Raw genomic sequence first — 15139 nt, 5'->3', positions numbered from 1 at the left:
AGCCGCAAGCCCGGCATGAGTACGTTCGACTATCAGCTCTCGTTCCATCTCTGCCAGCGCGCCCATCACATGGAAAAAGAATCTACCCATCGGCGTGCTGGTATCGATGCTGTCTGTCAGGCTGCGAAAGTTAATATCACGCTCACGCAGCTCTTCGACCAAAATGACAAGATTCCGCATGCTGCGCCCGAGGCGGTCCAGTTTCCAAACGACAAGCGTATCGCCAGCCGACAGCGCTTTAAGAAGCTTTTTTAACCCCGGTCTGTCTGCTGTTTTCCCACTGATTTTATCTTCGAAAATCAGCTCACATCCTGCGCTATCCAGCGCATTACGTTGCAATGCGGTGTTCTGGTCATTTGTTGATACGCGAATATAGCCAATAAACATGCTGCCTCACTATAAATAAAGGCAGCATATTGCGATTTAATTTCACAAAATTCATCAAAGACTAAAAATTTCATTAAGCCATTCAGATGAATCCCGCTCTCTTGTGAAGGGCCCGTGAACGCTTGCATAGCATCCTTTAGAAGCTACATCACGGTTTACATGAGTGTTAACCCATTCTACAGAGCAAATAACTCGCTCATCATCTTCAACAACACCTTTAACAATACCTATATGCTTGATTGCTATAAGTGGGCTGCCCTGTCCCTTCATTCGTTTTATAGCAATACGATCACCAACTCGAATCTCTTTAGCTGAATCAAATTGCATTTTGTCTTCTTCATGGCTCCATCCCAACATCCAGATGTGGTTTTGAACAAATTTTTCATCTTGGTGGTCCACTCCATCCCATGATGCACCAACGAGCCAGTATCGTTGTTCGTTTAACATTCTCAGGTCCTTAGATAAATGATGAATGAAAAGCCTTACTTTTGAACCCACCAACTTACTCCTGACCATTAATCACATCAATCGTCAGGAGGCTAACGAGTGCAGATATCGTTCTTTTAAACCTTGGTTTAGGAGATGTGATTAGAGAAGATGATGCGACTGCACAGTTTAAATTGAAACACTGGTCGTCGGCGGGAAGTACACTGACCACAAATACACCGTTGATTATCAATCACGGACTAACAATCAACCCGGATTTATGCTCTCTAAACATCAAGCTACGATGCGTAGCTGCAAATAATGGCTATTCGACTGGTGATTATTGTGTCGGGTTTTACCCAAGGATTACGGGCGGAGATACATCGGCGGCAGCGGGTGCAATGGGAGCGCTTTTAACAGCGACAACGTGTCAGTTTAACGTGGGTAACGCGGGGATTGCGCTGATGCCAAAAGGCTCTGGTGTGGCTGTCGGAATTAATACCACGGCGACATTCGCACAATGGGCCTTCGAGTTTCACATCATTTATCAGTGAGATTAAAAATGGAAAATAACGACACTCAGACTCTAGATTACTGGATTCACCCATACGGATTTATCTATATCGGTGATCAAATTGAAGGGGCAAGAGCTGCGACGGACGGCGAGATCGCAGCTCATTTAGCTGAGATTATGCAGCAGGAACCGTAGGAAACGCCGGTGCTGCTGTATCAACGCGCATCAGCAGCACCCTGTACTTTTTCCATGCAGCCAGCGCGACAGCCTCATCCTCTGTAGCAATCTCTGCGTCAGCAGCATCCTGTCTCCACTCGATTTCATTGTCAGCAGCTAGTTTACGCTGCTTTTTGTCGGCTTCTGCCTGCCTGATCATGTAAGAACGTACCTTTACACCATCAACGACAACAGCTCCACTAACTATCGACCATGTTTCCTGGAGTTCGTTAGATGGCAAAGAATTTGTATCAACCACAACCCATTCACATCCCACGGGAACATCTCGCGCTGCAATTTCTTCTATTGAAATATCAAGTCCCGGCGCTATCGACATGACGCATGCATTACCATTTTCAACATACACAATCACTTTCATATCACAGGCCTCCCGAAACAGATACGCAGCAAAACGGCGGGTCTTCTGCTGTTGATGCAGCATTATTAATGCTGATAGGGAACTGATTAACACTCATTACGCGATTAAGGCTACCCAGACCATAACAAATCCCATCTTCTGAGGTTCCTGCGGTAGGTCGTCTCGATATGACGCTTGGGCAATAAAACGCGTTTTTCATCGCATTAGTGAAAATTACGTTAAATCGTCCCGTAGCGGTTCTCACTACGCTGGACACGTTATAGCTATCATTAATAGTTATCACCCCGCCAGCCACAGAGAAATTCACCCACGCAGTAACCAGGGTCGGGGATTTTTTTTGAATAGCACCGACGAGCCTGGGGTCATCGCCTGCTGCCACTGTGCCCGGCGTCGTACCTACATTGCATTTTGCTGCTTCTCCTAAACCAAGGTTTGCGAGAAATTCTGCTTTGTCAGGAATATCAGCGCCGTTCTGGTTTTTCGCAAGCTTCTCCGCCAGCTTATTCAGAACTGTAGTTGCAAAATTTGGATCACCCCCAAGGGCGTCAGCAAGTTCTTTCAGCGTATCCAGCGCAGCAGGCGAACCTGATACGAGTGCTGCAATTGCCGCCTGCACAAAGGCGGTATTTGCCATCTGTTGAGAGCTGTTGCCTGCTGCAGCCGTCGGCGCGGTCGGGGTGCCGGAAAATGCCGGGCTGGCCAGCGGCGCATAATCACCCACCACGCTTTTAACGTGTGCCGTTGTCGCAAGCTGCGTGCTATTGTCCGTCTTTGCCGCCGTCGGCCCCGTTGGTTTTCCGGTCAGTGCCGGGCTGGCTTTTGGTGCATATTGCGGGTGCGGGTCTGCGGCGGCAAGATGCTGCGCCATCAGTGAATCGGCGTATGCTTTAACGACAATCACCCCTTCATCAACGTATTTCCGGGTTGCCAGCACCACCGACGGGTCAATCTTCAGCGTCACTGCATCGGTACTGTTGACGATCAGGATCATGCGCACCGTCTGCGTGCGGCCGCTTCCCTCCTGCAGCTGGGGCTTGTACGTTTCCGGGCAGTTGGCCACGGCAATCATCACGCCGTCGGCGTCGAACAGGCCAATTTCCCGAATCCAGAAACCGCCGTCAGTCTCAGGGATAATCTGTTCGGCAATAATCTGGCTGCTGTTTGCGGCATCCACGCTGAGCGCATTAAGCGCAGCGCGGCGTTTCTCTGCAACCAGCGCCGTCTGGCTGGCGTTCGGCGTGGGCAGGGTGCCGCCGCCATCGCCGACAGACATATGGGTGATCTGCAGCTTGGTCCCGAGCGCGGCGGCGTTAGCCAGCTTTGCGGCGCCGAGGTTGGTTAACAGGGCGTAATATCTGGTCATGCGCTCACTTCCATTCTGTCGATGATGTGTATTGCCGTGCCGGAATAACCCGACCCGGACACGGTGATAATTTCAGGGGTGTAGGGGTAAACCGTCAGCTCGTCGCCGTCATAGCTCGCTGCAGCAACAGGCAGACCGCCCGTAACGTCAAGATTGATGGAAAGCCCGATCAGATGACGGCTGCGCGGTTTTGCGTCGTCTATCAGCCGCTCAAGCTCGCTGTACATTTCATCCGAAATGCCCGTATCCAGTACGCCGACGTCCAGCCGGAACGTGCCAGGCACATCGCCGGTTTTCCACCATTCCGTAATCCTGATGAGATACCCCAGCGGCTCAACCACGCGCCGAATCGCGCCGATGGTGCCTTTGTGCCGGTGAACGTAGGCCGATGCCGCGACGACCTTTCGTTTTGTGGCTTCCGGCCAGTTCGCATCCCAGCGGTCAACCGACCAGGCCCACGCCAGATACGGCAGCAGCTCGACCGGGCATGTCTGCGGGTTCCACAACTGGCGCAGCGGGACCGGGGTTTTTTCTATGGCGGCGCACGCCTCTGCGGCGGCCACCTCCAGCGTTGTCGAACCTGTCGGCAGGAGGCGATCACTCATCGGAGCCACCTACGGTGATACTGTATTGCGTGCAGTACGCTGCCTGGGTTTTATCCAGCACCACGTCGGCGGGCGGTGATGACAGCATCACGCGCTGGACGCCCTCAACGTGCAGCGCGGCAAACAGCGCCGACTGGCGAATATCGCGACCGAGCCGCCGCTGCGCCGATACAAACGCCGCAAGCCGGGCCTCTGCCGCTGCGCGAATGGGTTCAGCCTCCGGCCCCGGATAAATAAACAGCGTGGCGTTAATGCTGTACTCAACGATGGCGGCAGACTGAACCGTTACGCGGTCAGCAACCGGGCGCACGTTCTCATCATTCAGCGCCGCGTCCACAATGGAAAGCAGGTCATCTGGCGCGGTGCCGTCACCCTCACGCGACAACACGGTAACGGTAACCATGGCGGGGGATGGGCTGATAGCGGAGGCGTCAGCCACGCGCCCGTCGGCACTTTTCGCGTGATACTCATACGCGCCCGTCGGCCCGGCCACGCTCAGCCCTTCAAAGGCTCCGGCCACGCGCAGACGGAAGTCATCATCGCTTTCCATCACGGCGGCAACCGGTGGGATCGCAGTATCGTCAGCCGGGGTGATGGTCAGGCGTGACACGCCGTTATTTGCTCCCAGCTGATCGAGGTCACCGCCAAGGGCAAAAGCGACTGTGTTTGCCCTGGCGGCTTCGTTAACGCGCTGGCGCAGGATGATTTCGCGGTAGGCGTTTTCCTGCAGCAGCTTCACGATGGGTTCCGATTCCAGCGTCAACGTCCGTGCAATGGCGGCCTGCTGATCTGCAGGGTAAAGAGAAATCAGCGTGGCTTTGCGTTCGGCCAGCAGGGTTTCATAATCCAGCGCCTCGACCACATCGGGTGCGGGGAGCTGGCTCAGGTCAATAGTTGCCATAGTGTCAACTCACGGGAACGGTAAGTGAAAAATCCTGGCGGGAATCAGTGCGCGAACCGGTAATTTCCACCACCATCCCGCCGTTAAAGTCCGGGTCAAAGCTGATGGCGGTAAGCTTCACACGCGGTTCCCACTGCAGGATCGCCATATAGCACGCCGACATGATTTGCAGGTGCAGCGCGCCGTTATTCGGCATATCAATCAGCGCCGACAGCAGCGAGCCGTATTCGCGCCGCATTACCCTGGTGCCAACCGGCGTTATCAGGATGTCGCGCACTGACTGCCGGATGTGCTCAATATCATCAGCCGCCGTGCCGGTGTCGCGGTTCATCCCGCTGTATTTAGGTGTTGTCATTGAGGGCCATCCGTTTTGCTGCCACCGCGCTCAATGCCGCCATGTGTGTGAGCATGCAGCACAACACCGTTTGATGTGAGGTTGCCGCCAGAATGCGTAATATCCCCCTTCATGGTGCCGCCACCGGTGAGTTCTAAACTGGCTGCTTTGAGATGTTTCGTGCATTCCACCATGGGGGCATCCAGGATAATTTTTTCACTGGCGGTGACCACCACGACTTTCGTTGTCGCACTGATGGAATCAGCCGCCTCAATCGTGGCGGTTTTGATGCCTGTCGCATTGAGTGCGCCGGTGGCGGGTTCATATTCAATCACAGCACCGTCAGGGAATGACCAGTGCAGCGCGTCAGCGGAGGCAGACGGGGCGGGATTGTCGTCAGAATAGATGCCCGTCAGGACAAAGGCGGTATCCAGCTCGCCGCCCAGGCACAGAACGAGCACCTGCTCACCCACGGAGGGGGCGTTCCATGAACGGGTATTCCCTGCACGGGCGGTCAGCCACTGCAGCCAGGCGGTAGTGTTGTTTCCGGTATCCACGCGGCAGGTGCCGTCTGCAAGATTGACGGCGGCAACGGTGCCGATGCGGATCAGGTTGCGCAGCAGGCGCAAGGTATCGCTGATTTGTTCATTCATAGAGTGAGAATGCAGACATTAATCTGCATTCTCAAAGGAAAGTAATTTGGTCATTAACCAACAAACAGATCTAGTTTTTTTTTCTTAACTCACGGTGCGCTTTCAACAAATTACCTAATCCTTTGGGGCCACGGGTGATCATTCGTTCTATTTCCTTTTCGGAAAAAGTTTTCTTGTCTAAGGGATCGGTATAATCATCAGACCATTTCATAAAATCATATATTTCAACCAAAGAGGCCTCAGCTATGGGAGCTCTTTCGTGACTTTCATGCATTATCCAATGCATTGGCTTTTCCGCATAGAACTCTGATGGGAAATCAATAACTAAATCATTAAATTTCATTCGCCAGAATTGTTTTTCCTCTTTGTACATTACTTTGTGTGAAGACATCATGATTTTATTGGATAACATATTTGATACAGACAGCATTCTTGCTGTAGTCAACCAACGCAACCTGTCATTATCCAGCATTTTTCCTGTAAAATGATTAAGGTTTTCATAAGCCTTGCTAAGTTGTTCCTTGGCTTCTTTGTAATAGTCTTCTGAAAGATGGCGTCTAATGTTATATACAAAGCCTAGTGCTGCCAACTGGAATACGACTACAGGCCAAAAAGTCTTCATGAATTTATCAACTTCATCGAAAGAACTGAAGTTTACCATAAAAAACATAATGGCAATGAAATTCAAAAACAATGAAACCACAATCAAAATAAAGATTGAATTTATGAGATTCAACGGCATTAAGTAATTATGAAGTCTCTTAACGTAAACATAACTTCTATGAGATTTTATTTTGTCTGATATATACTTCATTTAAATTATTCGCCTCGATAAAAAATAACTGATTTCACTTTCTATCCATTCTATATCAAAATCATAGATTCCTAATAGTGGGCGAGCGTCATACTTCACCTCTTTGCCGCCTCTGGCTGCTCGATCACGCAGGCCGTAATGATGCACCCTGACCATGCGCTGCACGCGCCCGGTAAATTCCACTGCCGCGTCATCAGCGGTACTTTTCGCTTTCATGTATTTTGCCGTGCGGAGTTTGGCGAACATCTCCCGTTTGATGCGGCCCTTTTTGCCCCGCAGCGGTTGCGCCTTGCGGGGTTTAAACGGCGTGCCGTCCGGGGCTTTCTGGCTCTTGATATTCCGCTGCTGACTTGCGCGCAGCTTTCTGGCAATACCTGACGCCATTTGCTTTCGTGCCGTTGGTGACAGATTAGCAATCAGCGCGGCGAGTCGTGTTTCAACAGGCTCAAGCGGGTTCATTAGTGCCACTCGCTGACCAGTTCGCCGCCCGTATACATCCGGTCAGGGCGGTCCACGTCCTGGGGCAGGGGAGGCTCACCAACATGATTAACGTGCAATGCGCCACCCTCGCTTTTTACGATCACGCGCTCAGTAAGCTGAATGTTCATGCTGATATCCATCGTATTATTGCTGATGACATCGGCATTAAAGGTGAAGCCGGTGCGGCGCTTTTCTTCGGTTGCCATGATGTCGGGCTGGTTCTCACGCAGCCAGGCCAGCACCGGTACAACCAGCAAATCCAGATTGCCGTCATAGTCAGTGATCACCAGGTTAAGCTGATACTGATATTCAAACGACAGCGAGCTGGCGAGCGTGGAAACCATGCGCCCGTTATCAATAAACATATTCAGGCTGTCAGGGTTTCGCTGCAGGAGTGGTACGCAGGTTGTCAGCGCTTCCCGCAGTTGCTTCGGTTTCAGCATCGTGCTGCTCCTGGCATTCTTTGATGATTTCCACCTGCAGCCCGCATGATGCGAGCGCAGCCTCTAACTGCCGGTTGTCAGCCGCCAGATCGCCCTGGGTCAGCAGGCTATTTGACGGGAACGGGCAGCTTGTCACGCGTGGACAGCCAATCCAGATAATCTCGGGCGCTGGCAAAGGCGGGGCGGCTGTGCAGCCGGATAACGTCATCAGGCAAAGCAGCAGCAGACCAGCCGCGTAATGTCGGGTTAGCATCGTTTTCCCTCTGGATGGTTAGTTCACGATTAAGCGCGCCGGAACTGGCCCGCCCCTGAAGCAGGCGCAGCGCCGCCTCGCGTTTTTGTCCGTCACGCGCTTCGGCATTCAGCCGCGTGATAGCTTTATCCCGGCTCTCAATGCCCGCCGACAGGGTGCCGATGATGCGCTGCGCATCGCCCAAATCAGCCTTAGCCCCTGAAAGCTGCCAGCAGGTGAAAGCCAGCGCCGCCAGCAGTGCGACTAACAGCACAGACAGCAGGCGCGTCATGCGGCCCCCTTCATGCACCAGGCGATTTCACGCACCCGGCGGTTCTCAATGCCCTTATTTTTGACGCCCTTCACGTATACCCATCGCTGCAACTGCTGGCAGGCGCTGCGCCACTCACCGCGATTGATAAACCCGGCAAGGGTGGAGGTGCAGGCGGCGCGCACGCCGACATTGAAGGTGAACGACACTACGGCGTCATAAACCTGCGGCGGCATGGCAACCGGCATACAGGCTGCAATGCCGCGTTCAACGCGCATCACGTCATACACCAGGTTAACCGCGACCTGCCGATCGCTGACAACGCTTTGCGGTGTTACCCCCTCTGTATGCCCGATGCCGTTAGTCCAGACGTTCGCGCTGCACTGATACGGCGTGGTGCGACAACCTTCCGCATCGGCAATCAGCCGCAGCCCTTCCTCTGATGTTTTCAGCGTGCTGAACTGCGGCAGCAGCGCGGCGATAGCCAGCACGGCAACCACGGCGCAGCGTTTAGCGATCTGGCTCAAAGGTCACCCCCTGCAAAGACTGGCGCGCCAGCTCATACGTTTTGCGGCGGTAGTGCCAGTTAATGAAAAAATTCGCCACGTTGATAATCAGCGTGACCACCGCCACAAAAGCCCCGACCATAAAGGCGATGTCCTGCACCGTATGGCGGCTGAACCACATCATAAAAAGGCCGACAAGGTAGCTGATAATTGAGCTGTTCTTCTCCATTTGCTAACTCCAGAGGTTCACGGTTTCACCCACTGCCGACGAATCGGGCAGATCGGGCAATGTGACCTCGCAACCGTGCGGCAGTACCGGCCCGCTTTCGGCAAGGCCGGGATTGGCCGCATAAACCAGTTCAACGACCTGTTCAGTGCGGCCGTAATGGCGATGACAGATATCGTCAACGGTGTCACCCTGCTGCGCCCGGACGTTCATCACAGCAATCCGATGATGCAGGCACTTTTACCCGCGATTTTGCTGATACTGAAACGGGCATCACGCCAGTATTCGTCTGCGCTGGCTTTGACTTCATCGCCCTTTTTACCGCTGGCGTCATAACCGCGATAACGCTCAACGATGGTTGCCGCCGTCAGGTGGCTGACTGCATCAAAATAGTTCGACAGCTTTTCACTCTCGCCGTCGAGCTGATCGGCGGGAACATCGGCCAGGACTTTAAACCCTGCAGCCATCTTTTCAGCCCGGTAGTCATACAGCTCGGCGTTCACTTCTGAAATCGCCGTTTTCACCGCCTGCCGCAGCCGGGCCGGGGTGATCGTACCTTCATAGCGCAGCGCATCGCGCAGGCGCTGCAGGTCAACATCAGGCCAGAAAAAAGTGTTAACAATCGGCGGCTCGGCAGCGTCTGCGGGTCGCGGTGCGGGGATTACCAGCGTGCTCATAGTGGCCTCTGAATAGGTGGGCGGTGGAGGCTGGCTCAGAAACCTGAAAGGCTCATTGCCATCCTGCCGCCCGTGCGCGGGGCGCTTTCGTTAACGGCTGGCCAGAGTCTGCTTTTTCAGCTCAGTTGCCAGCCTTTCAATGTCCTTTTTAACGCCGCTGCCCTGATGAAGCTGCAGCGCGCGTTTGAGGTGTTCCATCGCTTCCAAACCCCTGCCCACATCACGAAGAACATAGCCGGTGATTTTGTGCAGCTTGGCGCGCACCTGATCGGGCATGTCTTCGGATTTCGTCAGTTCCAGCGTTGCCAGCAGCGGGTCAATATCGACCGGCTCTTTAGCCGTCCACGTCCGGGTCGCCGCATCGGCAACCTCTTCGGTGAGAAGATAAGCCGTGCTGTTGCGCTTATACGTATCAGGCGGCACCAGCCCGTACTGCAGGGCATAGCGGGCAATCTCCAGCGCGCCGGGAATATCCCCGGCATCCAGTCGCCAGATCATGACGGTCATCAGGATGGCATCCTGTGCGCCCTTGCCCTGGCTCAGTACGCCAGCCACCCACGGTAAATAGCCGGGCAGCATGTCGCGCTTCATCTGAGCCTTACTTTCCACTGACCGCACCTTTTTCAGGCGGCGCTTATCTTCATTCAGCTTCATGAGCATTCGCTCATAGCCGTTGGCATGTCGCAGCGGGCCGTCAGCCTGCTGCGATGCTTCGACGGCCTGCTGACGCATAACGTGACGCTGGGCAGGGCTTGTCATCCGTTATTCTCCCGCTTCGGGCGCAGGCTCTGATACAGCGGCAGCAGAGGCATTAACGGTGAAATCACCCAGCTCGATGTTCTCCACCAGGCAACCGGCCGCGTAATCTTCGATCACGAAATCTTCATTGATAGATTCGTAGTTCTCGATGCGGTCACGCTTCGCTACTTCCACAATTAGACGGCGGTGAGTGCCTTCCTGCCAGTAAATCGACAGGTTATCGAGGCGGGTGATAAACAGGGCGTTGGCCGGGAAGTAAGGCACGCGGATCGCCGGCAGGTTACCGATGCGCTTCTGGCTAACGATGACGTCAGCGGCAAGCTGATCGGTGGCAGACTGCGACTGATTGACCAGCGGGAAATATTTGTCTGCCAGAAGTTGGCGACCGCAGATAACAACCAGCTCCGGGTCTTCCTGATACCACGGCTCGATCATGGTGTTGGTGGCATCCATCACCACGGCGTCCAGGTTGGCATAATCGCCGTCTTTACCGACGCGGATTTTTGCTGAAATAACCGCACCATCTTCACCGATGATTTTGCTCATGACGCGCTTCGGCGCATGGTTGCGGTACTTCTGCAGCCAGCCCACGGCAACATCCTGCAGCAGCGGGTTGTTCTGGCGGTTTGAGGTTTTCGCACGGGCGATACCGTTGAAACCAGCCATAATGCGATCCAACCCCTGGCGCTTAATAATCGCGTCGCGCAGGCGGGTCTGGAAATCTTCATAACGCGCCCACAGGTCAAGCTGGTTATAGCGGATATGGAAATCGTAGTTGGTCTGAGCGCACTCATAGCCGTCAGCGCTCAGGTCAGAAAAATCAGCGGTTTCGCGCTCGTCACCGCCAGCGGTATCGGTGGTGCTGGCAATCGAACCAGTCACGCCGATCCCTATTTTCTCGCCCTTCATATCCACGACAGGGGTGATATTGATGCGGGTCAGAAAGTCGGACGACTCCTGTACGCGGGTCATCAGGCTCTGGCTGACCGATGGCTCTACGGAGAATTTCTTATCCATATCACCGGTTTCTACGCCGTTAAGCTCAGCCAGGCGGGTGAGGTAGGCGTTAAATTTAAAGCGGGTAGTCTGGCGCATTAGTCTTCCTGTAATCAGTGTTTGGTTTTCAGTGGCGCTGTGCCGTTCAGGACTGTCTTTAACAGTCGGTTTGCACGGAGGTTTTATCGCCGCCGTTTGCACGTGGACGCTGGTTGAAATTGCCGTCAGTTTTTTCCAGCTTGCTGGTAAGGCTTTCCAGCTCACTGCGCCCTGTGGTGGTTTCCAACTGCAGTGCATCAATGCGCTCAGAGAATTTTCTATCCAGCGCGGACAATGCGTCTGCGGCTTCCTGACCAGTGGCAGTCAGTTGCTCGGCAACCAGGGTTACGGCGGCGTGCACGTCAGCGCTCTGCACGTCATCCGCTTTCTTTTTCGCGGAGAACAGCGCAGCGATACGGTCACGTAATGACGGTCCGGGGACGGCTTCTTCATAAAATTCGATCAGGGTTTCTTCTGCAGCGGTAAACAGGTTGTCTTTGTCCAGCTTGCGGGACGCCAGCGGATTCGCTTTTGCAGTGGCGCTAAAGCTCAGGTATTCCGTGCCGAGGCTGGCCGGGTCATCGGTAACAGCCAGACCAATGAGATACGCCTCGCCGGTGTCAGCAAATTTCGGGTTCACTTCAACAGATGTGTAAATTTTCTGGCGCGCCTTGGTCAGCTCGACCAGCTCAGGGGTGGGATCGATGTAGCCAAACAGGGCGAGCTTGCCTTTAAGCTTGCCGTCAGTGATTTCCTCGGCCTCAGCCTTCGTTACGTCCCCAAAGCGACGGAACGTACTGTCAGCGGCATAACCCTTGATGTGTTCCATGTTGATGCGCGCACCGAACACGGTCGGGTCATAGTTTTTCGCCATCTGCGAAATCCAGTCGCGGGAAATCACGCGGCCGTCTGTGGTAGCGCCCTCAACTGCGATACGAAAACGCTTTGCTTTAGTTGCCATTAATCAGGCTCCGGTCAGTGGTTGGTTCAGGTCACGGCCAGTTTCACCACGATCACCACCCCGCTCAACGAAACCCGGCTTGCTGGCTTATGAGCAAGCAGGGACAACGGGCGCGCATCGCTGCTGCCCCGGTAGCCTTGTTGCCATGAATATGACACCCGGCACCATCATCAGCGATCCCCGCCGTCAGGCCGCTCTGCTTTACTGGCAGGGCTTCTCCGTACGCCAGATTGCGGAGACGCTCAGCATTAAAACGCCGACCGTGCAGAGCTGGAAACTCCGCGACGAATGGGAAAGCATTGCGCCCATCAGCCGCGTTGAGGCCAGCATGGAAGCGCGGTTAATTCAGATCATCATGAAGGAGGTAAAGGGGAATGCTGATTACAAGGAGATAGAGGCGTTAGGACGTCAGATTGAACGCCTGGCACGCGTCGAACGCTACCGCAGCACGGGTAACGAGGCCGATCTCAATCCTAACGTGCGCAACCGCAACAGAGGCGAACGCCAGCCAGCATCAAAGAACGTATTCAGCGAAGAGGCCACGGAGAAACTGACGTCGCTGTTTACTGATGGCTGCTTTGAGTATCAGCTAGGCTGGCACAAAGCCGGGCTGACACACCGAATCCGCAACATCCTTAAATCACGCCAGATCGGCGCGACGTTCTATTTTGCCCGCGAAGCCCTGATCGATGCCCTCGTGACCGGGCGCAATCAGATTTTCCTGTCGGCCAGCAAGGCGCAGGCCCACGTTTTTAAAAACTACATCATCGACTTTGCCCGCGAGGTTGATGTGGACCTCAAGGGCGATCCCATTGTGCTGCCAAACGGCGCACGCCTGATTTTCCTGGGGACCAACGTCAGGACCGCGCAGAGTTACACGGGCAATCTCTATCTCGATGAATATTTCTGGATACCAAAATTCCAGGAGCTGCGCAAAGTCGCCAGCGGCATGTCGCTGCATAAAAAATGGCGTACCACCTATTTTTCCACGCCGTCGAGCCTGTCGCACAGCGCCTATCCATTCTGGTCTGGCGAGTTGTTCAACAAGGGCCGACGTAACCGCGCCGACCGCATCGAGCTGGATCTCAGTCATTCTCACCTGGCCAACGGCGCGTTATGCGATGACGGCCAGTGGCGGCAGATTGTCACCGTTGAGGATGCGCTGACCGGGGGCTGCAACCTGTTCGACCTGGAGCAGCTGTCGCTCGAATACAGCCCGTCTGAATATCAGAACCTGCTGATGTGCGAGTTTGTCGACGACGAGGCAAGCGTATTCCCGTTTGCCGAGCTGCAGACCTGCATGATCGACAGCATGGAAGAGTGGAATGACTTTAACGTGTTCCTGCTGCGTCCCTTCGACTATCGCCCCGTTTGGATTGGTTACGACCCGTCACACACGGGCGACAGCGCAGGCTGTGCCGTCATCGCGCCGCCTCTGGTTCCCGGTGGTAAGTTCCGCGTGCTGGAGCGCCATCAGTGGCGCGGCATGGATTTTGCCGCGCAGGCCGCATCCATCAAGGAGCTGACGGAGAAATATAACGTCGAGTACATCGGGATTGATGCCACCGGTATCGGCCAGGGTGTTTTCCAGCTTGTGCGCCAGTTCTTCCCCGCAGCCCGTGAAATCCGTTACACGCCAGAGGTGAAAACCGCGATGGTCCTGAAAGCGAAGGACACGATCACCAGCGGGCGCCTTGAGTACGACGCAGGGCATACGGATATCACGCAGTCCTTTATGGCTATCCGCAAAACGATGACCGCCAGCGGGAACCGATCAACCTATGAAGCCAGCCGCAGCGAAGAGGCCAGCCACGCCGATGTCGCTTGGGCAATCATGCACGCACTTTTAAACGAACCGCTTACCGCCGCCGCCGGTGGTCAGAGTCAAAACTTTGTGGAGTTTTATTAATGAGCAAGCGTAAAGGCCGCAAGTCTTTTCAGCAAAAATCCACGCCAGCAATGACGGCTACATCCAACCAGCAGGCCGAGGCGTTCAGCTTCGGTGAGCCGATCCCGGTACTTGATAAGCGGGATATTCTGGATTATGCCGAGTGCATCAGCAACGGACGCTGGTTCGAACCGCCGGTGAGCTTCCACGGTCTGGCTAAAAGCCTGCGCGCTGCCGTACACCACAGCTCACCGATTTACGTTAAGCGCAATATTTTGCTGTCTACTTACATCCCGCACCCGATGCTCAGTCAGCAGGATTTCAGCCGCATCGTGCTGGACTATCTGACCTTCGGTAACGGTTTTGCAGAACTGCGCAAAAATGCATTAGGGAAGGGGTTCCGCGTGGAGTGTTCACCGGCGAAATATACCCGGCGCGGCGTTGAGGATGACACGTTCTGGTTTATCAATGACTGGAAAGATGCGCATCGTTTCGAAACGGGCAGCGTGTTCCAGCTACTGGAACCGGATGTAAATCAGGAAATTTACGGCCTGCCGGAATACCTGAGCGCGCTTAACTCGGCCTGGCTGAATGAAGCGGCCACCCTCTACCGCCGCAAGTATTACCAGAACGGCGCGCACGCGGGTTATATCCTGTATATGACGGACGCAGCGCAGAGCAGCAGCGACATTGAGCAAATGCGAAAGGCAATGCGCGACACAAAAGGCGTCGGCAACTTTCGCAACCTGTTTATGTATGCGCCCAACGGAAAGCCGGACGGGATTAAGATCCTGCCGCTGAGTGAGGTCGCCACCAAAGATGATTTTTTCAATATCAAAAAGGCCAGCCGTGACGACCTGCTGGCCGCGCACCGGGTACCGCCTCAGATGATGGGTATCATCCCGGACAATGCGGGCGGTTTTGGTGATGTGGTGAAAGCGGCACAGGTCTTTGTAAGGAATGAGCTGACTCCGCTTCAGGAGCGGATGAAAGAAATTAATCAATGGGTTGGCGCTGAAATTATTGGATTTAAAGATTACTCGCTTTAGTTTTCAAATTGGGTAACTAG

24 protein-coding genes are annotated in these 15139 nt (G+C 54.4%); 3 read left to right on the top strand and 21 right to left on the bottom strand.

Translation table 11 applies throughout. From position 1 onward, the window contains the following. Both WH277_RS27385 and WH277_RS27380 read right to left on the bottom strand, forming a co-directional pair. The coding region (locus WH277_RS27385) for a recombinase family protein (protein ID WP_339507434.1) at window positions 1-387 on the bottom strand (387 nt) is incomplete at its 3' end. Window positions 388-441: 54 nt separating this feature from the next. Then, window positions 442-834 carry a hypothetical protein gene (locus WH277_RS27380; RefSeq protein ID WP_133841293.1) on the bottom strand — a complete coding sequence of 131 codons (393 nt, stop codon included), beginning with the start codon at window positions 832-834 and terminating at the stop codon, window positions 442-444. A 137-nt stretch (window positions 835-971) separates the two neighbouring features. On the opposite strand from WH277_RS27380, the gene WH277_RS27375 reads away from it, so the two are divergent. After that, window positions 972-1367: a hypothetical protein gene (locus WH277_RS27375; RefSeq protein WP_339507433.1), complete on the top strand. Its 396-nt coding sequence runs from the start codon at window positions 972-974 to the stop codon at window positions 1365-1367. Between the two features lie 135 nt (window positions 1368-1502). On the opposite strand, the gene WH277_RS27370 is transcribed toward WH277_RS27375, so the two are convergent. The 19 genes from WH277_RS27370 to WH277_RS27280 form a co-directional block, all read right to left on the bottom strand. Continuing rightward, entirely contained in the window at window positions 1503-1922 is a 420-nt protein-coding gene (locus WH277_RS27370) for a tail fiber assembly protein (RefSeq protein ID WP_445235343.1), read from the bottom strand. Between the two features lies 1 nt (window position 1923). Then, window positions 1924-3285, bottom strand: a complete 1362-nt coding sequence (locus tag WH277_RS27365; protein WP_339507432.1) for a phage tail protein — start codon at window positions 3283-3285, stop codon at window positions 1924-1926. Then, complete coding sequence (locus WH277_RS27360) at window positions 3282-3890, bottom strand: phage tail protein I (RefSeq protein ID WP_339507431.1); 609 nt, start codon at window positions 3888-3890, stop codon at window positions 3282-3284. The genes WH277_RS27365 and WH277_RS27360 overlap by 4 nt, the downstream gene beginning before the upstream one ends. Beyond that, complete coding sequence (locus WH277_RS27355) at window positions 3883-4791, bottom strand: baseplate assembly protein (protein ID WP_339507430.1); 909 nt, start codon at window positions 4789-4791, stop codon at window positions 3883-3885. The genes WH277_RS27360 and WH277_RS27355 overlap by 8 nt, the downstream gene beginning before the upstream one ends. 4 nt (window positions 4792-4795) lie before the next feature. Then, window positions 4796-5146 (bottom strand): GPW/gp25 family protein, encoded by a 351-nt coding sequence (locus tag WH277_RS27350; RefSeq protein ID WP_159336513.1) that lies wholly within the window; start codon window positions 5144-5146, stop codon window positions 4796-4798. Then, complete coding sequence (locus tag WH277_RS27345) at window positions 5143-5778, bottom strand: phage baseplate assembly protein V (protein ID WP_339507429.1); 636 nt, start codon at window positions 5776-5778, stop codon at window positions 5143-5145. The genes WH277_RS27350 and WH277_RS27345 overlap by 4 nt, the downstream gene beginning before the upstream one ends. A gap of 70 nt (window positions 5779-5848) precedes the next feature. Next, window positions 5849-6520 carry a hypothetical protein gene (locus WH277_RS27340; RefSeq protein WP_339507428.1) on the bottom strand — a complete coding sequence of 224 codons (672 nt, stop codon included), beginning with the start codon at window positions 6518-6520 and terminating at the stop codon, window positions 5849-5851. 72 nt (window positions 6521-6592) lie between these two features. Beyond that, window positions 6593-7051 (bottom strand): phage virion morphogenesis protein, encoded by a 459-nt coding sequence (locus WH277_RS27335; protein ID WP_339507427.1) that lies wholly within the window; start codon window positions 7049-7051, stop codon window positions 6593-6595. After that, a complete protein-coding gene (locus tag WH277_RS27330; protein WP_339507426.1) occupies window positions 7051-7515 on the bottom strand; it encodes a phage tail protein in 465 nt (154 codons plus the stop codon). Before WH277_RS27330 ends, WH277_RS27335 begins: the two co-directional genes overlap by 1 nt. Then, window positions 7448-7723 carry an Rz1-like lysis system protein LysC gene (lysC, locus tag WH277_RS27325; RefSeq protein ID WP_339507425.1) on the bottom strand — a complete coding sequence of 92 codons (276 nt, stop codon included), beginning with the start codon at window positions 7721-7723 and terminating at the stop codon, window positions 7448-7450. The genes WH277_RS27330 and lysC overlap by 68 nt, the downstream gene beginning before the upstream one ends. After that, on the bottom strand, window positions 7623-8039 hold the full coding sequence (gene lysB / locus WH277_RS27320) for an Rz-like lysis system protein LysB (RefSeq protein WP_339507424.1): 417 nt from the start codon (window positions 8037-8039) through the stop codon (window positions 7623-7625). The genes lysC and lysB overlap by 101 nt, the downstream gene beginning before the upstream one ends. Further along, a complete protein-coding gene (locus WH277_RS27315) occupies window positions 8036-8545 on the bottom strand; it encodes a lysozyme (protein WP_339507423.1) in 510 nt (169 codons plus the stop codon). The genes lysB and WH277_RS27315 overlap by 4 nt, the downstream gene beginning before the upstream one ends. Continuing rightward, window positions 8529-8753, bottom strand: a complete 225-nt coding sequence (locus WH277_RS27310; protein WP_200641757.1) for a hypothetical protein — start codon at window positions 8751-8753, stop codon at window positions 8529-8531. The genes WH277_RS27315 and WH277_RS27310 overlap by 17 nt, the downstream gene beginning before the upstream one ends. A gap of 3 nt (window positions 8754-8756) precedes the next feature. After that, window positions 8757-8963: a tail protein X gene (locus WH277_RS27305; RefSeq protein WP_339507445.1), complete on the bottom strand. Its 207-nt coding sequence runs from the start codon at window positions 8961-8963 to the stop codon at window positions 8757-8759. Beyond that, window positions 8963-9427 (bottom strand): head completion/stabilization protein, encoded by a 465-nt coding sequence (locus WH277_RS27300; RefSeq protein ID WP_339507422.1) that lies wholly within the window; start codon window positions 9425-9427, stop codon window positions 8963-8965. The genes WH277_RS27305 and WH277_RS27300 overlap by 1 nt, the downstream gene beginning before the upstream one ends. Before the next feature lie 90 nt (window positions 9428-9517). Continuing rightward, window positions 9518-10186 carry a phage terminase small subunit gene (locus WH277_RS27295; protein WP_339507421.1) on the bottom strand — a complete coding sequence of 223 codons (669 nt, stop codon included), beginning with the start codon at window positions 10184-10186 and terminating at the stop codon, window positions 9518-9520. A 3-nt stretch (window positions 10187-10189) separates the two neighbouring features. Next, window positions 10190-11281 carry a phage major capsid protein, P2 family gene (locus WH277_RS27290; RefSeq protein WP_339507420.1) on the bottom strand — a complete coding sequence of 364 codons (1092 nt, stop codon included), beginning with the start codon at window positions 11279-11281 and terminating at the stop codon, window positions 10190-10192. Window positions 11282-11339: 58 nt separating this feature from the next. Continuing rightward, a complete protein-coding gene (locus WH277_RS27285) occupies window positions 11340-12182 on the bottom strand; it encodes a GPO family capsid scaffolding protein (protein ID WP_339507419.1) in 843 nt (280 codons plus the stop codon). Between the two features lie 26 nt (window positions 12183-12208). Then, on the bottom strand, window positions 12209-12340 hold the full coding sequence (locus tag WH277_RS27280; protein WP_339507417.1) for a hypothetical protein: 132 nt from the start codon (window positions 12338-12340) through the stop codon (window positions 12209-12211). On the opposite strand from WH277_RS27280, the gene WH277_RS27275 reads away from it, so the two are divergent. Continuing rightward, a complete protein-coding gene (locus tag WH277_RS27275; protein WP_339507416.1) occupies window positions 12328-14091 on the top strand; it encodes a terminase ATPase subunit family protein in 1764 nt (587 codons plus the stop codon). The two genes, WH277_RS27280 and WH277_RS27275, sit on opposite strands and share 13 nt — an antisense overlap. Then, window positions 14091-15119 (top strand): phage portal protein, encoded by a 1029-nt coding sequence (locus WH277_RS27270; protein WP_339507414.1) that lies wholly within the window; start codon window positions 14091-14093, stop codon window positions 15117-15119. The genes WH277_RS27275 and WH277_RS27270 overlap by 1 nt, the downstream gene beginning before the upstream one ends. Window positions 15120-15139 lie beyond the last annotated feature (20 nt).

This window comes from Erwinia sp. MYb416 (genome assembly GCF_037479575.1).
Taxonomy (GTDB): domain Bacteria; phylum Pseudomonadota; class Gammaproteobacteria; order Enterobacterales; family Enterobacteriaceae; genus Erwinia; species Erwinia rhapontici.
This window is presented reverse-complemented; position numbering and strand designations above follow the sequence as displayed.